The sequence below is a fragment of the Pandoraea sp. E26 genome (genome assembly GCF_000681415.1).
GTDB classification, from domain to species: Bacteria; Pseudomonadota; Gammaproteobacteria; order Burkholderiales; family Burkholderiaceae; genus Pandoraea; species Pandoraea pnomenusa.
This window is the reverse complement of record NZ_AYXJ01000019.1, coordinates 87,526-109,295: the sequence shown is the minus strand read 5'-3', so window position 1 is coordinate 109,295 and position 21,770 is coordinate 87,526. Positions and strand designations below refer to the sequence as shown.

The 21,770-nt window shown below is 65.5% G+C and carries 20 protein-coding genes; 8 read left to right on the top strand and 12 right to left on the bottom strand.

Features of this window, described 5'->3' with window-relative positions:
- Positions 1-981, bottom strand: coding sequence for a lipopolysaccharide heptosyltransferase I (gene waaC, locus W930_RS27410; protein WP_235195543.1), 981 nt, complete (start codon positions 979-981; stop codon positions 1-3).
- 199 nt (positions 982-1,180) lie between these two features.
- Positions 1,181-2,578 (bottom strand): phosphomannomutase/phosphoglucomutase, encoded by a 1,398-nt coding sequence (locus tag W930_RS0114120; protein ID WP_023594284.1) that lies wholly within the window; start codon positions 2,576-2,578, stop codon positions 1,181-1,183.
- Positions 2,579-2,983: 405 nt separating this feature from the next.
- On the opposite strand from W930_RS0114120, the gene W930_RS0114115 reads away from it, so the two are divergent.
- From W930_RS0114115 to W930_RS27405, 7 genes are all read left to right on the top strand, one after another.
- Positions 2,984-4,201, top strand: a complete 1,218-nt coding sequence (locus W930_RS0114115) for an oligosaccharide flippase family protein (RefSeq protein ID WP_024788626.1) — start codon at positions 2,984-2,986, stop codon at positions 4,199-4,201.
- Positions 4,202-4,211: 10 nt separating this feature from the next.
- Complete coding sequence (locus W930_RS0114110; protein WP_023872286.1) at positions 4,212-5,354, top strand: glycosyltransferase; 1,143 nt, start codon at positions 4,212-4,214, stop codon at positions 5,352-5,354.
- A complete protein-coding gene (locus W930_RS0114105) occupies positions 5,351-6,487 on the top strand; it encodes a glycosyltransferase (RefSeq protein WP_023872287.1) in 1,137 nt (378 codons plus the stop codon). Before W930_RS0114110 ends, W930_RS0114105 begins: the two co-directional genes overlap by 4 nt.
- A gap of 12 nt (positions 6,488-6,499) precedes the next feature.
- Entirely contained in the window at positions 6,500-7,642 is a 1,143-nt protein-coding gene (locus W930_RS0114100) for a glycosyltransferase family 4 protein (RefSeq protein WP_028731052.1), read from the top strand.
- A gap of 63 nt (positions 7,643-7,705) precedes the next feature.
- The gene (locus W930_RS0114095; RefSeq protein ID WP_023872289.1) at positions 7,706-8,800 is read left to right on the top strand and encodes a glycosyltransferase; all 1,095 of its coding nucleotides are present in this window, start codon (positions 7,706-7,708) and stop codon (positions 8,798-8,800) included.
- Between the two features lie 53 nt (positions 8,801-8,853).
- Positions 8,854-9,945 carry a glycosyltransferase gene (locus W930_RS0114090; RefSeq protein WP_023594279.1) on the top strand — a complete coding sequence of 364 codons (1,092 nt, stop codon included), beginning with the start codon at positions 8,854-8,856 and terminating at the stop codon, positions 9,943-9,945.
- Positions 9,946-10,045: 100 nt separating this feature from the next.
- The gene (locus tag W930_RS27405; protein WP_023872290.1) at positions 10,046-11,146 is read left to right on the top strand and encodes a symmetrical bis(5'-nucleosyl)-tetraphosphatase; all 1,101 of its coding nucleotides are present in this window, start codon (positions 10,046-10,048) and stop codon (positions 11,144-11,146) included.
- Positions 11,147-11,151: 5 nt separating this feature from the next.
- Here W930_RS27405 and W930_RS0114080 read toward each other — a convergent pair whose 3' ends face one another.
- The 7 genes from W930_RS0114080 to W930_RS0114050 form a co-directional block, all read right to left on the bottom strand.
- Positions 11,152-11,982: a 1-acyl-sn-glycerol-3-phosphate acyltransferase gene (locus W930_RS0114080; RefSeq protein WP_023594277.1), complete on the bottom strand. Its 831-nt coding sequence runs from the start codon at positions 11,980-11,982 to the stop codon at positions 11,152-11,154.
- Between the two features lie 12 nt (positions 11,983-11,994).
- Positions 11,995-13,275 (bottom strand): dihydroorotase, encoded by a 1,281-nt coding sequence (locus W930_RS0114075; RefSeq protein ID WP_023872291.1) that lies wholly within the window; start codon positions 13,273-13,275, stop codon positions 11,995-11,997.
- Between the two features lie 7 nt (positions 13,276-13,282).
- Entirely contained in the window at positions 13,283-14,260 is a 978-nt protein-coding gene (locus W930_RS0114070; protein WP_023594275.1) for an aspartate carbamoyltransferase catalytic subunit, read from the bottom strand.
- A gap of 20 nt (positions 14,261-14,280) precedes the next feature.
- Complete coding sequence (gene ruvX, locus W930_RS0114065; RefSeq protein ID WP_023594274.1) at positions 14,281-14,709, bottom strand: Holliday junction resolvase RuvX; 429 nt, start codon at positions 14,707-14,709, stop codon at positions 14,281-14,283.
- Positions 14,706-15,275, bottom strand: coding sequence for a YqgE/AlgH family protein (locus W930_RS0114060; protein WP_023594273.1), 570 nt, complete (start codon positions 15,273-15,275; stop codon positions 14,706-14,708). The genes ruvX and W930_RS0114060 overlap by 4 nt, the downstream gene beginning before the upstream one ends.
- A 134-nt stretch (positions 15,276-15,409) precedes the next feature.
- On the bottom strand, positions 15,410-16,969 hold the full coding sequence (locus tag W930_RS0114055) for a hypothetical protein (RefSeq protein ID WP_023872295.1): 1,560 nt from the start codon (positions 16,967-16,969) through the stop codon (positions 15,410-15,412).
- A 39-nt stretch (positions 16,970-17,008) separates the two neighbouring features.
- Entirely contained in the window at positions 17,009-17,179 is a 171-nt protein-coding gene (locus W930_RS0114050) for a rubredoxin (protein ID WP_006400971.1), read from the bottom strand.
- Between the two features lie 210 nt (positions 17,180-17,389).
- Here W930_RS0114050 and W930_RS0114045 point away from each other — a divergent pair, with 210 nt between their 5' ends.
- A complete protein-coding gene (locus W930_RS0114045; protein WP_023872296.1) occupies positions 17,390-18,229 on the top strand; it encodes a bifunctional hydroxymethylpyrimidine kinase/phosphomethylpyrimidine kinase in 840 nt (279 codons plus the stop codon).
- 56 nt (positions 18,230-18,285) lie between these two features.
- Here W930_RS0114045 and W930_RS0114040 read toward each other — a convergent pair whose 3' ends face one another.
- The 3 genes from W930_RS0114040 to W930_RS0114030 all read right to left on the bottom strand — a co-directional run bounded on the left by W930_RS0114040 (position 18,286) and on the right by W930_RS0114030 (position 21,627).
- The gene (locus W930_RS0114040) at positions 18,286-20,055 is read right to left on the bottom strand and encodes an O-antigen ligase family protein (RefSeq protein ID WP_145864533.1); all 1,770 of its coding nucleotides are present in this window, start codon (positions 20,053-20,055) and stop codon (positions 18,286-18,288) included.
- Positions 20,056-20,139: 84 nt separating this feature from the next.
- Complete coding sequence (locus W930_RS0114035) at positions 20,140-20,661, bottom strand: pilin (protein WP_023594269.1); 522 nt, start codon at positions 20,659-20,661, stop codon at positions 20,140-20,142.
- A gap of 237 nt (positions 20,662-20,898) precedes the next feature.
- Complete coding sequence (locus tag W930_RS0114030) at positions 20,899-21,627, bottom strand: TerC family protein (protein WP_023872298.1); 729 nt, start codon at positions 21,625-21,627, stop codon at positions 20,899-20,901.
- Positions 21,628-21,770: the final 143 nt, after the last annotated feature.

The following is a 21,770-nucleotide window of genomic DNA, read 5'->3' as shown; positions in this document are numbered from 1 at the left end:
TCATGCGCTTCGGTCCTCGCTGGGCGCGGCGGCGCCACCCGTGGCCGGCGACATCGACGGCGCGAGCTGGCGCACGGCGTCGCGCACGGCGTCGCGCACCTGGGCGAGCGTGGGTTTGTGTTCGGCATCGCCGAGATTGACGATGTGCGGCGACCAGAATCCTCCGGTGCGCCACGCCGTGCTGAAATTGTATAGCTCGATGGTCGGGCGGTTCAGGGCTGCGGCAATATGCACCAGGCCGGTATCCACACCCACGGTGATCGCGCCGCGGTCGATCAGGCCGACCACCTGCGACAGGTTCATTCGGGGCGGCACCCACGCGTGCTCGCCCAGCGCGGCGGCCAGACGCTGCGACACGTCGCGCTCGGCCATACTCCCCCACGGCAGCACGATCAACAGGCCCTGCGCCGCCAGATCGCGCCCCAGCGCAATCCAGTCGGCTTCGGGCCATGTCTTGTCGTCGCGCGAGGTGGCATGCACGAATACGGCATACGGCCGGTCCGGGCACTGGCTGTGATCCGCACGCTCCGTGGCGATGCCGAAGTCGATTTCCGCCGGCATCTGGAAGCCCATGGCTTCGGCAACAAGCAGGCGCGAGCGTGTCACGACATGCGTGTGCGGCTCGATGCGCACCATGTGCCGGTAGAGAAAGCGCACCGGCCATTCGTAGCTCGCGCCTTCGGTGCGATTGCCCAGCCCCCACACCGCGCCACGCGCGGTGCGCGCGATCCAGCCGGTCTTGACCAGCCCCTGCGTGTCGATCACGTAGTCGTAAGGGGTTTCGCGCAACGCGCGACGAAAGGCGCCAATTTCCCGCCAGGTGGCCGCGGCGAACGGCTTCTTGCGCCAGCGGCGCAGCGCGAAGGGAATGACCCGGCGCACACCGCGCACGAGTTTGACGAGGTCGACGAAGCCCTCTTCCACGACCCAGTCGATCCGGGCGTCGGGACAGCGGCGCAGGATATCCTGCACCACGGGCATGTTATGGACGACGTCGCCGAGCGACGAGACTTTGACGATCAGAACCTGCAACCGAACGCCCCGGCGGTTCGGCCGGGCCTCGTGAGCAAAACCGCGATTTTACCCCGACCCGGCATGCCGGACACCGTTTGTTGCCGGGCGCGCCGCGACGCCTGCCTTGCCGGATCGCGCAAGGCGCGCCACGTGCGCGCGCACGGCATCAGAACGGCAGCTTCGCGTCCGGCTTGACCGCGAGGATGGCGCGGCGGAAGTCTTCCTGAATTCGGCGGATCGCCGCGTCGCTGTCGGCCTCGAAACGCAGCACCACCACTGGCGTGGTGTTCGACGAGCGCGCCAGACCGAACCCATCGGGGTATTCGACGCGCACCCCATCGATCTTGATCACGTCCTGCGCACCGTCGAACTTCGCCGTCTCGCGCAGCTTGTCGATCAGCGCGAAGTTCTCGCCCTCGGCCAGCGGGATCTGCAGCTCAGGCGTGGAAATCGAGTTCGGCAGCGCGTTGAGCACGGCGCTCGGATCGGCCGACTTCGAGAGAATCTCGAGCAGGCGCGCGCCCGTGTAAAGGCCGTCGTCGAAGCCGTACCAGCGGTCCTTGAAGAACACGTGACCGCTCATCTCGCCCGCGAGCGGCGCGCCGGTCTCCTTGAGCTTGGCCTTGACCAGCGAGTGGCCCGTCTTCCACATGAGCGGCTCGCCGCCGTGCTTGCGCACCCAGTCCGCCAGGTTGCGCGTGCATTTCACGTCGTAGATGATCTTCTCGCCCGGGTTGCGACTCAGCACTTCCTCGGCGAACAACATCAGTTGGCGATCCGGATAGATGATCTGGCCGTCCTTGGTGACCACGCCCAGGCGATCGCCGTCGCCGTCGAACGCGAGGCCGATCTCGGCGTCGGTCGTTTGCAGCGTCCTGATCAGATCCTGAAGATTCTCGGGATGCGCCGGGTCCGGGTGGTGATTCGGGAAGGTGCCGTCGACGTCGCAGAACAGCTCGATCACGTCGCAACCCAGCGCCTGAAACAGCGCCGGCGCGTAAGCCCCCGCCACGCCATTACCGCAGTCCACGGCGATCTTCATCGGCCGCGCCAGATGCACGTCGTTGGCGATGCGTGCGCGATACGACTCGCCGATTTCGTCGGCCGTATAAGTGCCCTGCCCGGTCTCGAAGTCCTGCTGCTCGATGAGCTTCGCGAGGCCCTGAATGGCATCGCCATAGATTGCACGGCCGCGCAGCACCATCTTGAAACCGTTGTAGTCGGGCGGATTGTGGCTGCCCGTGACCATGATGCCCGAGTCGACGACGCGCCCGTGCAGCGTGACGTTGGTGGCGAAGTACACCATCGGTGTCACGACGACGCCGATATCGACCACGTCGACGCCGGCCGCGCGAAGCCCGTCCGACAGTGCGCCGACAAGCTCGGGACCGGACAGGCGGCCGTCGCGGCCGACCACGACGGCGTTGCCGCCTTCGCGACGCAGGGCCGTGCCGAAGGCGCGCCCGATGAGGTGCGCGACGTTGGCGTCGAGGGTCTTGCCGACGATGCCGCGGATATCGTAAGCCTTGAAGATCGCAGGCGAAACTTGCGTGGTTTGCGTCATGGAATAGGGTCTCTCGGAAACGAGGGAAAGAAATGGGGGTCCGTGGCGGGTGGGGGGACGACCGGGGCACTCCCGATGCCTGCCCCGACCCGGTGCGGGCCCGATGTCACATGCTGCAGCGCCGGACAATGGCCACGACGAAGCGCCGCGAGGGCGCCACATGAACGCCGGCTGCGCCGCAAACGGAAATCCCGGCGGGAAGCCCGGCCGGGAACGGCTGCATTACGCTAAAATTATACGGGACTTCGCCGCACCGCGGCATGTCCCGAAACCCTGTCGGCGGGCGCCTACAATCGACCGCGCGCCACCTAGACAGGGACATGACGTCGCACGGCGTCTTCCAGCACCGGCCTCGCAAGGCCGGTTTTGCTTATTTTGAGAACGAGTGAGCCGCGCGAGCGCCACATGCCCTATCGGACCATCATTCGCAACATCCTCTGGATGCTGACCGAGCGCGGCGCGCAGATCGCCGGCGGCATCGCGGTCTCCGGGCTTCTGGCGCGCAGCCTGGGCGCCGCGCAATTCGGCCTGTTTCAGTACGCGCAATCGCTCGTCTTCCTCGCCGCGTCGCTCACGCTGCTGTGCGGTAGCGAAGTGGTGGTGCCTCGCCTGGTCGGCAAACCCGAGGCCGAACAACGCACGATCATCGCCCACGCGTTCGTGCTGCGCCTGGCCGCCGCCGCCGTCGCCTACACCCTGCTGGCCGTTTACGTGATCGTGTTCGCCGAGTCGTCGCTCGTCGCCGTGACGCTCTGGCTGGGCGTGGCGCTGTGGTTTCGCGAGCCGTCGGGCATCGTGATCGCCTGGCTGCAGGCGCGCACCTTCAACCGGCCGAGCGTGAGCGCCAACCTCTGTGCGCTGGGGGTGAAACTCGCGCTCGTGGCGATCCTGTTCGTCACGCACGCAAGCGTGAGCGCGTTCGCCGTCGTCTATGCGGTAGAAGCCATCGTGGCCGCCGCGCTGCTCGTGCGCTACTACTTCAAGCACTCGCCGAAAACCCCGGTGCTCTGGCAACGCCGGCTGCTGCTCGACCTGCTGGCGAGCGGCACGAGCTTCTGGGGCGGCCTGATGCTCATGATCCTGTTCAAGCGCATCGATCAACTGGTGCTCAAGCCACTCATCCCGCTCGCCGAACTGGGGGCGTACGCCGCCGCCATGCAAGTCACGGAAAACTTCGTGCTCGTGGCGCCGATCATCGCGAATTCGCTCGCGCCACAGTTGATCTTCCAGACGCTCGACAACGCCGTCGCGCGGCGCAACACCGTGCGCGCCGTCTGGCTGATGGTCGGCGCCGGCGCATGCCTGGCCGTGCCGGTCGCGCTGCTGGCGCCCTGGATCGTACATCTGATCTACGGCGCGGGCTTCGCGCAGTCGGCCGAGATCCTGCGCGTTTCGGCGCTCATGGGCATTCTCGTGTTCGCCGACGCCGCCCTGAACCTCGTGCTCGTGCGGCGCGGCGCCGGGCGCTGGGTCATCGCCAAATGGGCCTGCGCCGCCATGGTCGCCTTCGTCGTCGTGCGTGGTCTCGCACCACAACTCGGCGCCCTGGCCGGCGCACTGGGCTACGGCGCGGGATATGCGGCTGCGCTGATGCTGGGCATCTGGCTGCTCAAGCGCGACTGACGGGAGCGACATGACGACCTTCGCCTCCGCCAGCGACGCCGCGCACGCCCGCACCGTCTGCCTGTTCACCGGCACACTCGCCGCTTTCGCCGGTGCCGAGCGTGCCACGGCCACGCTCGCCAACGCGCTTGCGGCGCGCGGACATCGCGTGCATGTGGTCTCGCTGTGGGGACACGTGCCCGTCTTCCCGCTCTCGCCGGAAGTTTCGCATCATGCGATGTTCGGCGAGCGCGTGGCGTTCAAGCGCCACTACCTGTCCATCGTGCGGGCGCTTCGGCGCTATGTGCGCGCGAACGCCATCGAGATCATGATCGACGTCGACCCGATGCTCGCGCTCTACACGGTGCCCGCAACGCTCGGCGTGCCCATGCAACGCATCGCGTGGGAACACAGCACCTACGCCAGTGACCTCGGTCGCCGTGCGCGCCGCTGGGCGCGGGCGCTGGCCGCACGCCGCTACGACGCCGTGGTGGTGCTCACCGAGACCGATCGCGACGCCTGGCAAGCCCACCACCCGCATGCGCGCGCCAGATTCGTCACGCTGCCCAATCCGCTCGGCATTCCGATGCCCGACTCGCCACCGCCCGCCCAGGACGATGCACGCTGCGTGCTCGCCGTCGGGCGTCTGGTCCCGGAGAAAGGGTTCGACCGGCTTATCGACGCCTGGGCGCGCGTCTCCCGACACGCCCCCGGCTGGCAGGTGCGAATCGTCGGTGACGGCCCATTGCGCGAAACGCTGCTCGCACAAGCCCGCGACGCGGGCGTCGGCGACAGCGTGCACGTGCTGCCCGCCGTGGCCGACATCGCACGACACTATGCGCAGGCGACCCTGTATTGCCTGCCCTCGCGGCGCGAGAGCTTCGGGCTGGTGCTGATCGAGACGAAAGCCTACGCGGTGCCCGTCGTGGCTTTTGCCGCGGACGCCGGACCACGAGCGCTGCTGCATGACGAGGTCGACAGCCTCGTGGTGGAAGACGGCGACATCGACGCGCTGGCGGCCGCGCTGCTGCGCCTGATCGGCGACCCCGCATTGCGGCGACGGCTCGGTCTGGCGGGCTATGTCCATGCCCAGGCGTTTCGTGCCGACGCTGTCGCCGCGCGCTGGGAGACGTTGTGGACTGACGCGGGTTCCCTGCCGGGCGGAGCACGATGAAGATCGTCCTGCTCACCACCGGACTCCAACTGGGCGGCGCCGAGACCCAGGTAGCCGACCTCGCGCGCGGCTTTCTGTCTCGCGGGCATGAGGTGATGCTCGTGTCGGTGACCGGCGCGTGCACGATCGCGCTGCCGATGTCGCCACGTCTCACGCTCGTCGAACTGAAGGCGAGCAAGACACCCTGGTCGCTTGCGTGCGCCATGCGCCAGCTCGCGTCGCGCCTGCGGGCGTGGCGACCGGACGTCGTCCACGCCCATATGGTGCACGCCAACCTGCTCGCGCGCCTCACGCGTGTGCTCGCGCCGATGCCGGTGCTCGTGACGAGCGCGCACAGTCGCAACGAAGGTGGGCGTGTCTGGATGCTCGCGTACCGGCTTACCGACCGGCTGACGGATCTGACGACCAACGTCAGCGACGACGCCGTGGCCGCGTTCGTCGCGCAACGCGCCGCGCCGCCCGGGCGCATCGTCAGCATGCCCAACGGCATCGATACCGCGCGCTATCGGCCCGACCCCTTGGCGCGCCAGCAATGCCGGGCTGTCATGCCCGGTGTCGGGGCGCTCGCCGCGCCCGTCGTGTTCGCCGCCGGTCGGATGGTCGAGGCGAAGGACTATCCGGTGATGATCGACGCCTTCTCGCGCGTGGTCCGCGAGATGCCCGACGCCCGCCTGTTCATCGCCGGCGAAGGGCCGATGCGCGGCACGGTGCAGGCGCGCATCGATTCACTGGGCCTTGCACACGCCGTTACGCTGCTCGGCCGTCGCGACGACGTTGCGCGGTGGATGTGCGCGGCGGACGTGTACGCCATGTCGTCGGCATGGGAGGGCCTGCCGCTGGTGATCGGCGAGGCAATGGCCTGCGGTCTGCCAATCGTCTCGACCGACTGCGGCGGCGTGCGCGAAATGATCGGCGGCGCACCGGACGACGCCCCTGGCAACGCGCTGGTGCCCGTCGGCGACGCGCAACGACTGGCCGACGCGCTGCTGCGCACGCTGCGCGCCGGGCAGGACGCGCGGCATGCCGTCGGCGCGGCGAATCGCGCCCGCATCGTCTCCCATTACTCGCTCGACGCCGTCGTGACACGCTGGCTGGATGTGTATGCCCGTCTGCGCGACACTGCGTTCTTCTAATTATTGACGTCTATGCAAGCCCCCGTCCTCTTTTGCTCGAACACATTCTGGTCGATTCACAACTTTCGTGGCGGACCGATTCGCGCCCTGTTAGGCAACGGACATCCAGTACATGTGGTCGCGCCCTACGACGACTACGCGCCGTTGCTGCGCGACATGGGTTGCACCGTACACATTTTGCCAATGGCATCTAAGGGACGCAACCCATTGCAGGACCTGGCACTCCTGTGGCGGATGTATCGTTTGTACCGACATATTCGCCCTGCCGTCTGCTTCCATTACACGATCAAACCGAATATCTACGGCGCCATCGCCGCCCACTGGGCAGGAATCGAATCGGTCTCGATAACCACAGGACTGGGCACCGTTTTCATTAACCAATCGATCATTACTCACATCGTGCGGATGTTGTATCGCTATGCATTCCGCCACACATGGGAGAACTGGTTGTTGAACGAATCCGACTTTGAGGCTATGGTCGCGGGCGGCCTTGTTGATTTACGTAAAGCACGTCTGCTGCCCGGCGAGGGTGTTGATCTCGACCACTTCGCCAGCGCACCATGGCCTGCGCAGGATGGCACATTCCGCTTTTTGCTGATTGCGCGATTGCTGCGCGACAAGGGCGTTCTGGAGTTCGTCGAAGCAGCTCGGCAGATAAGAGCGCAGATGCCGCACATCAGATTTCAGCTATTGGGGCCGGCCGACGTCGAAAACCCGACTGCCATCTCGCGCAGTCAGGTCGATTCCTGGGTGCGAGAGGGGCTTGTCGAATATCTGGGAGTGACTCAGGAGGTGCGGCCCTACATCGCACAAGCGCACTGCGTAGTATTGCCGTCGTATCGGGAAGGGTTGTCGCGCACACTCCTGGAAGCGAGCGCTATGGCGCGCCCAGTCATTACCACCGACGTTCACGGTTGCCGTGAAGTCGTCAGTGAAGGGGCCACCGGCTGGATCGTCCCAGCGCAAAACACTGCCGCACTAACGAAGCAAATGATACAGGTGGCCAATATGCCAGCGTGTGAACTCGCTGCGGTAGGCAGAGCGGGGCGTGCTAAAGTAGCGCAAAATTTCGACGAGCGATTGGTGATTGCCGAATATTTCAGAATACTTGGCGAACTCGGTCAAGGAACTTCGACACGCCAAATCGACCGTTAAGTGAACTTGGCAAGTCCCCCAATCGCTATCATAACTGGGCAATATGGTTAACGCGTCCGTATTATGCTGAACCTGACATTGGCATTCGTGGTTTCATTTGTCACTACGCTGCTCATCGTGCGTTACTCCCATGTCCACGCACATTTTTCCAGCGACAGCGACACCCGAGGGGTTCAGAAAGTCCACGCCAACCCCGTGCCTCGCATTGGAGGCCTGGGCATCATGCTTGGGCTGCTTGTGGCAGCCACCTTCGCCACGCTCGCCTACCCCGGCCGCACGGAGGATATTCTGTTGCTTGCGCTGAGTGCCGGCCCTGTATTTCTCGGTGGGTTTATCGAAGACATTACAAAGCGCGTTTCTCCGCGAGCGCGATTGCTTTGTGCAATGGTGTCAGCACTGGTGGCATATTGGATACTCGGCATCCACATCAATCGATTGGATATCGCGCCGCTTGATCGATTGCTGGCACTCCCGATGGCATCGGTTGCACTGACCGTGGTTTGCACTGCCGCCATGACCAACGCTGTCAATATCATCGACGGTTTCAACGGTCTCGCGGCGATGGTCAGCATTTTCATGTTCCTTTCGCTCGGGTACGTCGCATTTCATGTGGGCGACAATATTGTGCTTTCGGCGGCCATGATTATGGTCGGTGCCGTGCTCGGTTTTTTTATACTGAATTACCCAAACGGCCTGATTTTCCTCGGCGACGGAGGCGCATACTTTATTGGATTCATGCTTGCTGAACTGGCTATCCTGCTGGTGATGCGCAATCCGATGGTATCGCCGTGGTACCCCGCGCTGATGTTGATTTACCCGATTTTTGAAGTTTGTTTTTCCATTTATCGCCGCAGGTTCGTTCGAGGCGTTTCGCCGAGTATGCCTGACGGCGTGCACCTGCACATGCTGATTTACAAGCGGGTACTGCGTTGGGCCGTCGGATCCAAGGTTGCGGCACAGTTGGCACGGCGTAACTCAATGACGTCGCCGTATCTGTGGGTACTTTGCCTTTCTGCGGTCTTGCCGGCAACAATTTTCTGGCGCCACACTAAGGTTCTGGCTGTTTGCTGTCTTGTCTTCATTGTCGTGTATGTCTGGCTGTATCGACGGATCGTACGCTTCCGTTCGCCTCGATGGATGATTTATAAGAAGAAGTAAGACGCCGTCAGAATCATCTTTAGCAAGCCAAATCCCGGCTGCCGCACCGCCTCATGCTGAGTCTCGCCATCGCTCTCGTCGTGTCGTTCATCGCGACGCTGTTGATCGTTCGCTACGCGCACGTCCATGCCCGTTTTTCGGGTGACAGCGATGTCGCGGGCGTGCAGAAATTCCACGTGGTGCCGGTGCCGCGCATCGGTGGCGTGGGCATTCTGGCCGGACTGGTGGTGGCCGCCACCGCCCTGGGCTTCCCCTACCCCAAGGTGGCCCGCGACATCCTCCTGCTCGTGGCCTGCGGCCTGCCCGCCTTTCTTTCCGGCTTCATCGAAGACCTGACCAAACGGGTGACACCGACGGTTCGGCTGCTCTGCACGATGGTCGCCGCGCTGCTCGCCTGGCTGATGCTCGACATCCACATCAACCGCGTGGACATCGGCCTGGCGGACCGCGCGCTGGGGTTCGCGGCGGTGTCGGTGCCCCTCACGGTACTTTGCGTGGCCGGCATGGCCAACGCAGTCAACATCATCGACGGCTTCAACGGCCTGGCCGCGATGGTCGCGATGATCATGTTCGCCTCGCTCGGCTATGTCGGGTTCCAGGTGCAGGACCCGGTCGTGCTCACGACGTCGATGATCATGGTCGGCGCCATTCTCGGCTTTTTCATCTTCAATTTTCCCGGCGGACTGATCTTCCTCGGCGACGGCGGTGCCTACTTCCTCGGTTTCATGCTGGCCGAAATCGCCGTGCTGCTGGTCATGCGCAACCCGCAGGTGTCGCCGTGGTATCCCGCGCTGATGGTCATCTATCCGGCGTTCGAGGTGTGCTTCTCGATCTATCGCAAGCGCTTCGTGCGCGGTATCTCGCCCGGCATTCCCGACGGCGTGCACCTGCACATGCTCGTCTACAAGCGGCTGTTGCGCTGGGCCGCGGGCGCGCGAACGGCCAGTGCGCTCACGCAGCGCAATTCCTTGACCTCTCCGTACCTTTGGCTGCTATGCTTGCTGGCAGTGATCCCGGCGACGGTCTTCTGGCGGCATAGTCTGGTACTCGCCTTGTGCTGTGTCGCCTTCATGGTGACTTACGTCTGGCTGTATCTGCGCATTGTCCGCTTCAAGGCGCCGCGCTGGCTGATCTACAAAAAATGAACGACCACGGGGCGCCGCGCAGGGTCGACCGACATGCGCAGCCGCGGCACACGGAAGCCCCCTGATCGGGACAACGAGACAAGACAGCGCCACCAACGCGATGCGTGACATCTATGCCATCGGCGACCTCCAGGGTTGCCAAACGTCGTTTGAACAATTGCTCGCTCGCCTGCCGCAAGACGCCGATCTCTGGCTCGCGGGCGACCTCGTCAACCGCGGACCGCGCTCGCTCGACACGCTGCGACAGGTCATCGCCCTGGGCGATCGCGCCACCGCCGTGCTCGGCAATCACGACCTCCACCTGCTGGCTGTCGCGGCCGGCGTGCGTCAGGCCCACGGCAGCGACACCCTCGATGACATTCTCACCGCCCCCGACCGCGACACCCTCATCGACTGGGTCCGCCGTCAGCCGCTGGCGCATTTCGCGCGCGGGTACCTGATGGTGCACGCCGGGGTGCTGCCACAGTGGGATGCGGCACAAGTCATCGCGCTGGCCCGCGACGTCGAGACACAGCTTCGCGGCCCCGACTGGAAAACGTTCCTTTCACGCATGTTCGGCAATCAGCCCGACCAATGGCACGACGCGCTGAGCGACGAGGATCGTCAACGCCTGACCATCAATGCCCTCACCCGCATGCGCTTCTGCACGGCCGACGGGCGCATCGACTTCAAGATCAAGGAAGGAGCCGACGCGGCCACGGGCGCGCTCAAGCCGTGGTTCGATGCGCCAGGGCGCCGCACCTCCGACGTCACGATGGTGTTCGGTCACTGGTCGGCACTGGGTCTGGTGATGCGCGAGAACGTGCTCGGTCTGGATACCGGCTGCGTGTGGGGCGGGCGACTCACGGCCGTGAAGCTCGCCGACGTACCTGCCGGGCGCGAACTGGTTCAGATCGACTGCCCGCAGATCCGCGATCCCCTGGCCCCGCTCGATGGCAAGTCGCGCAACAAGATCAGAAAGGCGGACGGGGCGGAAGACGCGCTCAAGGCCGCGAGGGCCGAGAAAGGCGAGAAGGGCGAGAAAGGCGAAAAAGCCCAGAAGGCCGAGAAGCCCGGCAACGGTGCTCGCAAGGCGGAAAAGCTCCCCGGAAAGGCGGCGAGGAAAGCAGCGAGCAAGGCGATCAACAAGGGGACGGCAAAGCGGTCCGCCAAGACCATCGGCAAAGCGACGGACAAAGGCGCGAAACGCAAGGGCGATTGAGCGCGTCAGATGCGCACTGCCTCGGCTGAGTCACCCGCTTCGCCGTCGAACGCCGCATCGCGCGATCCGACCGACCCGTTGGCCGGCAGCACGGCTTCGGGCAGAAACGCCTGCAGCGCCTCGCCGACCGCCTTCTGGGCACCCAGCGCAAACGCTCGCCGATGCTGTCCTTCCTGCGGATATTGCGGCGCCCCCACCGAAAGGCGCACCGTCATGGGCGGGGCGCGCAGAATCATGTCGATCGACTCGATCAGGCTCGTCTCGCCAATATATGCCGGCGCCATGGTGTGACGCCCACTCGCCTCATCCGCATAGAACAGGCACAGCGGCTGCACCGGCTTGCCGGTCGTGACCGGCGCCTGAAGCAGATTGGCATGGAACGGTAGAAGGCTGCGTCCGTCGGTGGTCGTGCCCTCCGGAAACACCGTGATGATGTCCCCGTCGCGCAGACAGTCCGAGAGGTAATGCATGATGCGGCGCGCGTCCGCGCGGCGTTCGCGCTGCAGAAAGATGGTCCGCGTCTGCACGCACAGCCAGCCCACCAACGGCCAGTGGCGAATCTCCGCCTTGGCCACGAAGCGAACCGGACGCCACGCATTGATCGCGAAAATGTCGATCCACGACACGTGATTGCACAGCAGCATCACCCCGGATTCGGGCAGGGGCGCGTGCTGCTCGACTTCGAGACGCATGCCGCACAGTCTCAGCAGCTTTTGCGACCACAGGCGGATGCGGCGATGCTTCGCCGCTTCCGACAGGAACGGAAAGATCAGCAGTGCCACCAGCAGGCCACGCGCAAGATGCAGCCCCAGACGTAGTTTCTTGATCAACAGCACGGCAATCGCATCCTAGACGGTGGGACTTTCGTACGCCACGCGGCCACCGACCAGCGTGAGGCGTACACGCCCCGGCAATTCGTATCCCAAGAATGGGGTGTTGTGACCGCGACTGCGCATCTGCTGCGCGGACACGGTCCAGTGCTCCGACGGGGCGAAGACGCACAGATCGGCCGGCAGACCGGGAGCGAGCCGTCCGGCGCCCGGGGCCACCGCGGCCAGCCGCTGTGCCGGCCCATGCGTAACTCGCGCCAACGCATCGACCCACGGCACGCGTGCCTCGTCCGCCCATTTCACCACCAGCGACAGTAGCAGCTCGAGCCCGCTCGCACCGGGCAGCGCCTGCGCGAATGGCACGAGACGCGCGTCGGCGCCAAGCGGCGTGTGGTCCGAGCAAATGGCATCGACGGTACCGTCACGCGCGGCGTCGCGCAGCGCGTCGCGATCGCGTTGCGAGCGCAGCGGCGGATCGAGCCGGTACTGGGCGTCGAAATACCCGATGTCCATGTCCGTCAGGTGAAGATGATGGGCGGCAATGTCGCACGTCACCGGCAACCCTTCGGCCTTGGCTGCGCGCACGAGTGCAATCCCGGCGGCGGACGACAGGCGGCACAGATGCACGCGCGTGCCGGTCACCCGCACGAGTTCGAGAATGGTATGAAGCGCGATCGTCTCCGCCGCGACAGGGATGCCCGCCAGGCCGAGCCGCGACGCCACCGCTCCGCTGGCGGCCACGCCGCCCTCGGCCAGCGCCGCGTCCTGCGCACGCAGCCAGATTGTCAGGCCGAAAGTCCCCGCGTACTGCAATGCGCGCAGCAAGGTCCGGTTGTCGGCGACCGGCGCGTTCGCCTGTGACAGGCCAATACACCCGGCCCGGGCGAGTTGCGCCATCTCGGTGAGCTCACGTCCGGCGAGCCCGATCGTGAGCGCCCCCAAGGGATGCACTCGCGGATGCGCGTGCGACCGATGGGCGGCGCCCGTGCGCAGTTGCAGCATTTCGACGAGGTCCGGTTCGTCGAGCACCGGGTCGGTATCGGGCGGGCAGACCGTGCGCGTGACGCCGCCCGCGAGCGCCGCCACGGCCTCGCGCGCCGTGGTGACACCCCGTGCGGCCAGATCGACCAGCCCGGGCATCACGACACATCCCGTCGCATCGATGACGCGATCGGCCGTGAAATCGGCTGGCGGCGCCCCCATCGACGCGACGGCTCCGTCGGCGATGAAAATGTCGTGCTTCTGATCGGTCCGCGTCGCGGGATCGATGACGCGGCCCCCCTTCACATGCAGTTTCATGGCGCGTTCACCCGTGGTTTGCGGCAACGATGCTCATCACCGCCATGCGCACGGCGATGCCGAACGACACTTGCTCGAGAATGACCGACTGCGGCCCGTCGGCGACCGCCGAATCGATCTCCACGCCCCGGTTCATTGGGCCCGGGTGCATCACGATGGCGTCGGGCCTGGCCAGCGCCAGGCGCTCGGGCGTCAGCCCGTAGTAACGGAAATATTCGGCAGCGGACGGCAGCAACGCGCCGCTCATGCGCTCGTTCTGCAAACGCAGCATGATGATCACGTCCACGTCGCGCAGCCCTTCGTCCATATCGTGAAACACGCGCACGCCAAGCTGCTCGAGCCCCTCGGGCAGCAGCGTACGCGGACCGATGGCGCGGACTTCGGGCACGCCCAGGGTGGTGAGCGCATGAATATCCGATCGCGCCACTCGCGAATGCAGGATGTCGCCGACGATCGCGACCGTCAGGTTCTGGAATTCGCCCTTGTGATGGCGAATCGTGTACATGTCGAGCAGGCCCTGCGTCGGATGCGCGTGACGGCCGTCGCCCGCGTTGATCACGTGTACGTGCGGCGCGCAGTGTTCGGCGATCAGGTACGGTGCCCCCGATTGCGCGTGACGCACGACGAACAGGTCCGCATGCATGGCCGACAGATTGCCGATGGTGTCGAGCAGCGTCTCGCCCTTGCTCGTCGACGACGCGTTGATGTTCAGATTCAGCACATCCGCCGAGAGCCGCGCAGCCGCGATCTCGAACGTGGTGCGCGTACGCGTCGAGTTTTCGAAGAACAGGTTGAAGACCGATTTGCCGCGCAGCAGCGGCACTTTCTTGACGTCGGCATCGTTCACGCCGACGAACTGCGTGGCCGTGTCGAGGATATGCATGAGCACGGCGCGGGGCAGGCCCTCGACCGTGAGCAGATGCTTCAGTTCGCCGTTTCGATTGAGTTGCGGGTGACCGCGTCGGCCGAGCATGCCGTTAGCCATGCGCACGCTCCAGGCGGGAATCAGGCAGGCACATGCTCGTCGAAATACTGTTGGAGGATGATGCGGGCGGCCTCGGCATCGAGCGATGTCTTCTGCGACACCTTGACGCCGGCTTCGGCCAGCGCCGCGGCGGCCGCCACCGAGGAATAACGTTCGTCGACCCAGAATACGGGCACGCCGAACCGTCCGTTGAGCTGATTGCCGAAGCGTTTGGCCTGCTGCGTCATTTCGTGCGGAGTGCCGTCGGGATGGCATGGCAGCCCGACCACGATGCGCTCGGGTTGCCACTCGGTAATGAGTTTGCCCATCTCGGCAAACCGGACTTCGCGGTTGAGATTGGCCACGACAGTGAGCGCGCGGGCCTCGCGCAACAGGAGATTGCCGATCGCCACGCCGATCCGGCGCTCGCCGTAATCGAAGGCGAGCACCGTGGCGCTGCCAGCCGTCATGCGTGACCCGCGTCGGCGGAGAGCATCGACGACGTCACGCCAAGCAACGCCAGCGCGGCGTCGAAGCGCTCGGCGGGCGGGACGTCGAACACGATGCCCGGATCGGCCGCCACCGTGAGCCAGCCGTTGCGGCTGATTTCGTCTTCCAGTTGCCCGGCGCTCCAGCCCGAATGCCCCAGCGTGAGCAGGAAACGGTTCGGCCCCTGCCCGTTGGCCACGGCTTCGAGCACGTCCTTGGACGTCGTCATCTCCAGACCGCCCGGCACCGACAGCGACGAACTGTACGACGCGCCCGTGGCCTCATGCAGCACGAAGCCGCGCTCGGTCTGCACCGGGCCGCCGAAGAACACCGGCTGATGGGCCAGCGGATCGATTTCGAGCTTGAGGTCGAGCCGCTCGAAGAGCGATTGCAGGTCGATGTCGGTGGGACGGTTGATGACCAGCCCGATCGCCCCCTTCTCGCTGTGCTCGCACAGATAGACGACAGTGCCGGAAAAGGTCGGATCGGCCATGCCCGGCATGGCGATGAGAAACTGATTCGTGAGATTGATACGGTCGTTCGGCATAGGGCCAGAGTTTGTCGGAACCTGTTTGACGGTCTGCCGTCCGGTGCCGCGGGCCGCGGCGGGTCAGCAGACGAACTTTTTCCGCATCGTGGTACGGCCATCGGCCGCCAACGGCAGCCTTTGCGCCGACTTTATCACGGAACGTCGCGCCCGGTGACGAGCCTCTGTCCGAACACGCTGGCGTCCAGCGCACGTTCGCGCCACATCGCCATTTCGGCAATCAGATCGGGGCGTGCTTCGGGGTAGGTATCCGCGGCAAACTGATGCAGCATGCCGCGCAACGCCTTGACCGTCATCGCCAGCGCCGCCGGGCCGCCCGGCTCCGCCGGGGGCGACGCCGCCAGGCGTTCGCCGGTGGCGGCCACCGCGGCCGCAAGCCGCGCAACGGGCGCCAGCCCGATGGCTGCCGAGTATTCGGCAACCTTCGCCGCGACCGCCGGATCGTTCAGATTCGGAAGCGCCTCGTCCGCCAAGCTCAGGTAGGTCTGGCACACGTCCTGACGCACTGCGAGCGGTCCGATACGCAGCCAATCGCGCGAACTGTTGCCCACGCCCTGTTTTTGCGCCGCTTGCGCGGCATCGGCCAACGGCTCGGGAAGATGACCCGGACGGCGCAGCACGCCGAAATCGGCCAATAACGTGCCGAGCCAGCTGTCGGGCGCCTGCGCGTGCCACGTTGCCAGCGCCTCGAGCAGATCGTGACCGGGAATCGCATCGGCCGATGCCTTGCCGCCTTGGCGAGCCTCGGACGCTGCGATGGCACTGCCCGGCGACGTGTCGCCCGTGACGGCAGGGCGCGCCAACTGCTTGCGCAGTGCCATGTTCATGCGCCCGATCTGCCGCTTGTCGGCCAGACTGAGCGGAGCGCGCGCGAAACGCAGCCATGCAGCGGCGAGCCGCCAGTAATCGAGGGGCGCCGTCGCACCCGCGCGGTGCAAATCGGCGGCCAGATCGGCCAACTGGCCCAGCGCCGCCGTGGTATCGACGACGTCCGCATCGGGACGCAGCAGCCGCAGCAGCACACGCTCGACGTCCGCCCGCAGGGGCGCGGTGCCCGCCGGCAGCCCGTGCAATCGCGGCTGAGCGATCGCCCAGCCCGCCATGCGAAGCTCGCCGGGTGTGGGCGCACCCGGCCAGGTTTCGGCAACGGCGCCAGCGTCGCCCGTGCCGGGAGACACTACGGGCGCCACGCCCGCCTGCCAGATAGCGCGCTCGAACTGACGCAATGCGTTGCGCTGCGCGGAGTCCTGCGCGCCCGGCTGCCCGTAGGCCGCCTCCGCGATCGCCTGAACGAGCCGCTCGCCCTGCAACGCCCAGTCGGCATGGCCGCTGGACTGGAGCAAACGGTTGGCGCGCCGCAGCGGCCCGAGCGCCGCCGCGGGGCCGTTCGACCAGGCGTCGGACGCCTCGGTCAGGGCGTCAGCCACCTCGGGCAGCCGCCACAGCGGCAGGTCGCGCGCCTCCCGCGCTGGCGAACCGGCGGCGGCGGCGACGACGACGGCGTTCTCGGGAACGTCAGGCGTGTTGGCGACGTCCGGTGTACGGGACATGGCGGACATGCCGAAGGTATCAGACGTATCGAAGCGGTCGGGCGTGTCCGACGTATCAGACGTATCAGACGTATCAGACGTGTCAGACGTGTCGGGCTTGTCGGACATACCCGACGTTTCGGACGGCGATTGCGGCGTCACCATGGGCCATCTCCTGGGCGTGCGGCCGGTCTCGGTGCGTCCTCAGATCTGCACCATCTCGAAATCTTCCTTGCGCGCGCCGCACTCGGGACAGGTCCAGTTGATGGGCACGTCTTCCCAACGCGTTCCGGGTGCGATGCCCTCGTCGGGCAGTCCGGCCTCTTCGTCGTAAATCCAACCACAAATGAGGCACATCCAGCTCTTGTATTCCATGCTTTCTTCAGCGACGGGCGTTCCGTTACAATGGCTTGTCAACCGCTTCGGGTCCCGGCGACGAGGTCGCGCGGTGTTGTGGGAACCCTGCCGGTGCATTGTCCGGCGGGTCAGGCCCACGGCGCTTGCCAGCGCTCCGAAACGGGCATTTAAGGCGTGATGGTACCAACGAACCCCAAGCCTGACCAGATCGCCGTCTATCCTGCCTCCATGCACATCGAATCCCCTCCCATTCTGCTGACCTTCGGCCTGGCCGATCCCACTTCGGCGACCGGCGTCCAAGCCGACCTGCTCACCTTTGCGAGCATGGGCGGCTATGGCGTCTCGGTGCTGACCGGCTATTCGTCGCAGGACTCGCGCACCTGCGACGAAGTGCAACCGATCGACCCGGACTGGATCGCCGACCAGGCGCGCATGCTGCTCGAAGACATGCCGGTGGCAGCCTTCAAGGTCGGCAGCGCGGTGAACGCCGAAAACGTGGCGGCCATTGCCGAGATCGTGGCCGACTACGACGAGACGCCGCTCGTGGTCGCGCCCGACTTCGGGCTGGCCGGCGAGCACCTGCTCTCGGCCGACGAGCTGCGCGAGGCGACGGCCAGCCTGCTCGTGCCGCAAGCCAGTGTGCTGGTCGTGAATCCGGCCAGCGCGGTGTCGCTCGCGCAGACGATCACGGAAAACGAGAGTCTGTCGCTCGACGAAGCGGTATCGGTCCTGCTGGAAAACGGCTGCGAGTTCGTGCTCGTGAGCGACAACAACGCGCCGCAATTCACCCACACGCTATATTCGGACGGCGGCATCATCCGCGAAGACGCGTGGGACCGCCCTGCGCATAACGTGGCTGGCGCCATCGACACGCTCGCCGCCGCCGTTACCGCCATGCTTGCGAACGGCCTGGCAGTCCCGGAAGCCGTGCGCGAAGCGCAGGAATATCTGCAACAGGTGCTCGAGAATGCGTTCCGCCCCGGAATGGGACGCCACTTTCCCGACCGCTTCTTCTGGGCGCGCGGCGACGAGAACGAACCGGAAGAAGGCGCCGCACCCGGCGCCTGAGGGCCTGAGGGCCTGGGCGCAGGGGGAATCACGACAGGGGGCATCCCGCATCGCGCTCAGGCATCGTCGCTCGCGTCGCCCGACTGGCCCTTCGGGCGTCCCCACACCTCGATCACCCGTTTGACGAACGGCTTCAGATCGTCGCCCTGCTCGCGCAACATGCGAATCAGCGCGGCATATTGTCCCGGAAAGATCGCCGAGTTGTAGTTCTTCAGCCGCTGAATGTCGCGCAGCGCCTCGTCATCGCGCCCCGCGAGCGCGAGCAACACGATGTAGCGCTTGATCATCGTGGGCCCCGCGCCCAAGGCCAGCGCCTCACGGTGCGCGGCCAGCTTCTCGTCCAGACGGTCGCGATCGAGATACAGCGCGCCGGTGACCGCATAGTCGCCGTACGGCGCGAAGAACAGCGCCGGATCGGTGCGGTACGTATCGATCTTGCCCGCCCGATAGGCGACTTCGACACGCTGGTAGTCACCGATCAGCCACGGAATCGCCACACACGCGAAAAGCACGATCACGCCGTTGATGGCCGCCGTCGCGGTCGGCGAGACACTGTCGATCGCCCGGGTGTCGCACAGCCCCAGCAGGAACAGCGCGGGCAGCAGGAAGAACGCGTAATGCTGTGGATATTCGAGCATCGCGTGGATGGCCAGCATGCCGAGCAGCACGAATGCGAGCGCGATCGGCGCATTGCGGATCTCGCGCACGGCGCGCGCGAACCAGAACGCGAGGGGCACGAGCACCGCCAGCGTGCCGACGATGCCGGTCTTCGCGAGCAGGTCGAGCAGCACGTTATGGGCGTTGTCCGCCATTTCCACCGGACCGAGCTTGTCGACCAGGGCGAACTGTGCATCGATATAGTTCGACCAACCGGCCCCCAGCCACCAGTGCTCCCGGAAAATCGCGAATCCGTATTCCCAGAGGTTCAGTCGCCCGGTCACCTGCCCCGCTTGATGCATGCGTGCGACGGCGCTGCCGTCGAGCTGCCATCCCCACGCCACGTTGGCCCAGCCGACGAACATCGTCATAAGCGCGAGCAGCGGCAGGATCGCCACCGGCACGAACCATCGCATGGAGCGGCGCATCGGGCGCGCCGGATCCGTCCGCTCAGCCCATACCATCCACGCACCGAACGCCGAGAGCAAAGTCAGTTGCAGCCACGGCGTGCGCGAGCCGGTCAGGCAGATACCGATGTCGAACGCCGCGCAAACGAGCACCCAGGCCCATGCGGGCAACTTGCGCTGATACCACAGGTAGAACGCGCCGGCGCTGGCGAGCGACAGATACGTCGCCAGATGATTCGGCTGGTACATGTTGCCGAACAGGCGCCGCGCAACCGTCACGGTGTACCTGGCGACCAGCCACGGCACATGCGCCTCGAGATGAAACGCCTGCACCAGTTGCGCTCCCACCGCGTACAACCCGCCAAGCGTGAGCGCGGCCGCACTCCAGCGCATGAGCACACCGCGCCAACCCAACTGCGCCAGCCAGAATCCGGTACTGACCGCGACGATCATGCCCACGCCATAGAGCAGCGCCGTCAGCATCAATTGCGGCAGCTCGGTCGGCATGATGGCGCGCTGCACGAGAATCACCGCCACGAACGCGAGCGGCATCCAGCTCACGCGCGGCATGCGCAAGGCGCGTGCGTCGCGTTGCCATACGGCAATCATCGACAGCACGCCTAGGCAAGCAAACAACGAAAAGGCCAGCGACTCCGAGTAAAAAGTGGAGATCGGGTACGTGTGCTTGACGAGGTTATAGGGCAAAGCCCAGATCAGGGCGAGCGTGAGCCCGATCAACGATAGAAGCAGAGGAGGAAACAAGATCGCCGCCGTGCGATGCACCGGTTGGAAGATGCGCAAGCATAACGAAAAATGGCCGCCCGGGGGCAGCCATTTACCCGTTCGTCAGGCGCCCCGCTGGGTCGCCGCGCCACGGCACTCGGGAGGCGCGAGCTTCGCGGGCAGCGTGGCACCGCCGGGTGCGCCCTCGCGACCTTGTGCGTAACACGTCCATACGATCTGGCCTTCAGGCGCCTTGCCGACCGTCAGCGCCATGGGCTTGCCGTCGGGACCGGCGCTCGTGGGCACCAGCACCAGAGCACCGTCGCCAGCGCGCTGGGTGTAGGCGACCGTGACGTTGCCGCTCACCGAGTCGATGGTCACGGCGTTCACGTTGTCGGTCGCACTCGGCGCTTGCCAACCGCTATTGAACGGGGCGCCGTGCATGGCGTTCTCGCTCACGAGCGCCTTGGCCGACGCGGCCGCGCCCAGTCCCTCGACGACACGCGCACGCACCAGATAGTTTTGCAGATACGGAACCCCTGCCGTGACCAACACGCCGATGATCGCCAGCACGATCATCAGCTCGATCAGGGTGAATCCCCGGGATTTGGCGAGACCGGTGGTCCGGTGGCCGAAACGACGCATTGTGTAACTCCCTGCGAAAGCAATGAAAACAAAAGGGACTTCGGGGGGGAAGTGGGCGGAGTATGCCATACCCCCGTCGGCCGGCGCCCTGCCACAGATCAAATCGGGCGGCGCCGCGTGGACGGTCAGAATCGTCTTATCCAAAGACAGGACGATTCGTCCGAATTGTCGTCTGGATCGGACGAGATTCTCCCGGAACATCCGCCACAAGAACCGGCGAATTCGAAATGGACCCGATTATTCCGAAGAGGTTGCACGCGCCTGGCGAGCCTCGCTGCGACGTTTGAGTGCGAGGCCCACGATCACCACCAGCGCGGCGCCGACGGTGGCCCCCACGTAGTGGGTGTATTCGCCGGCGTCGCCCGACAGGCGGAGCAGATGACCGATGCCGGGGTCGGAGACGATCAACCCGCCGGCGATCCAGCCGAGCAGCGCGGCGCCGACGAGGACGATGAACGGAAAGCGGTCGAGCGCCTTGAGCACCAGTTGCGAGCCCCAGACGATGAGCGGAATGCTCACGAGCAGCCCGAAGATGACCAGCGGCAACTGGTGATGCCCCGCCGCGCCTTCGGCGGCACCGGCAATGGCGATTACGTTGTCGATGCTCATGACGAGATCGGCGACGATGATGGTCTTCACCGCCGTCCACAGCTTGTCGGCGGGCTTCACGCTGTCATGGGCATCGGGGTCGGGCACCAGCAGCTTGATACCGATCCAGAGCAGCAGCAGGCCCCCCAATGCCTTGAGATACGGCACGGCGAGCAGTGTCACGGCGAACGCGATCAGCACCACGCGCAGCACGATCGCGCCGGCGGTGCCCCAGACAATGCCTTGCAGTCGTTGTTTGGCCGGCAGGTTGCGGCAGGCGAGCGCGATCACCACGGCGTTGTCGCCACCCAGCAGGATGTCGATCATGATGATCTGCAGGACCGCGGCCCAGTTCAGCTCGGCAAAAAACTCAAGCATTGCGAGATTTTCCTCGGGAACGAATAAAACGGATGCGCCCCATGCGGCGCACAGCGCCGGCCAAACGGCTCACGTAAATTCCGCGTGCCGTCTGAAAAACGCCAAAGCAAAAAAGGGAGCCCGATGCTCCGGGCTCCCTTTTT

What these genes read in the sequence shown, in the direction of transcription:
- waaC (WP_235195543.1), bottom strand. Translation starts at nt 981, where the DNA reads ATGCCCGTGGTGCAGGATATCCTGCGCCGCTGTCCCGACGCCCGGATC.
- W930_RS0114120 (WP_023594284.1), bottom strand. Translation starts at nt 2,578, where the DNA reads ATGACGCAAACCACGCAAGTTTCGCCTGCGATCTTCAAGGCTTACGAT.
- W930_RS0114115 (WP_024788626.1), top strand. Translation starts at nt 2,984, where the DNA reads ATGCCCTATCGGACCATCATTCGCAACATCCTCTGGATGCTGACCGAG.
- W930_RS0114110 (WP_023872286.1), top strand. Translation starts at nt 4,212, where the DNA reads ATGACGACCTTCGCCTCCGCCAGCGACGCCGCGCACGCCCGCACCGTC.
- W930_RS0114105 (WP_023872287.1), top strand. Translation starts at nt 5,351, where the DNA reads ATGAAGATCGTCCTGCTCACCACCGGACTCCAACTGGGCGGCGCCGAG.
- W930_RS0114100 (WP_028731052.1), top strand. Translation starts at nt 6,500, where the DNA reads ATGCAAGCCCCCGTCCTCTTTTGCTCGAACACATTCTGGTCGATTCAC.
- W930_RS0114095 (WP_023872289.1), top strand. Translation starts at nt 7,706, where the DNA reads ATGCTGAACCTGACATTGGCATTCGTGGTTTCATTTGTCACTACGCTG.
- W930_RS0114090 (WP_023594279.1), top strand. Translation starts at nt 8,854, where the DNA reads ATGCTGAGTCTCGCCATCGCTCTCGTCGTGTCGTTCATCGCGACGCTG.
- W930_RS27405 (WP_023872290.1), top strand. Translation starts at nt 10,046, where the DNA reads ATGCGTGACATCTATGCCATCGGCGACCTCCAGGGTTGCCAAACGTCG.
- W930_RS0114075 (WP_023872291.1), bottom strand. Translation starts at nt 13,275, where the DNA reads ATGAAACTGCATGTGAAGGGGGGCCGCGTCATCGATCCCGCGACGCGG.
- W930_RS0114070 (WP_023594275.1), bottom strand. Translation starts at nt 14,260, where the DNA reads ATGGCTAACGGCATGCTCGGCCGACGCGGTCACCCGCAACTCAATCGA.
- ruvX (WP_023594274.1), bottom strand. Translation starts at nt 14,709, where the DNA reads ATGACGGCTGGCAGCGCCACGGTGCTCGCCTTCGATTACGGCGAGCGC.
- W930_RS0114060 (WP_023594273.1), bottom strand. Translation starts at nt 15,275, where the DNA reads ATGCCGAACGACCGTATCAATCTCACGAATCAGTTTCTCATCGCCATG.
- W930_RS0114055 (WP_023872295.1), bottom strand. Translation starts at nt 16,969, where the DNA reads ATGGTGACGCCGCAATCGCCGTCCGAAACGTCGGGTATGTCCGACAAG.
- W930_RS0114050 (WP_006400971.1), bottom strand. Translation starts at nt 17,179, where the DNA reads ATGGAATACAAGAGCTGGATGTGCCTCATTTGTGGTTGGATTTACGAC.
- W930_RS0114045 (WP_023872296.1), top strand. Translation starts at nt 17,390, where the DNA reads ATGCACATCGAATCCCCTCCCATTCTGCTGACCTTCGGCCTGGCCGAT.
- W930_RS0114035 (WP_023594269.1), bottom strand. Translation starts at nt 20,661, where the DNA reads ATGCGTCGTTTCGGCCACCGGACCACCGGTCTCGCCAAATCCCGGGGA.
- W930_RS0114030 (WP_023872298.1), bottom strand. Translation starts at nt 21,627, where the DNA reads ATGCTTGAGTTTTTTGCCGAGCTGAACTGGGCCGCGGTCCTGCAGATC.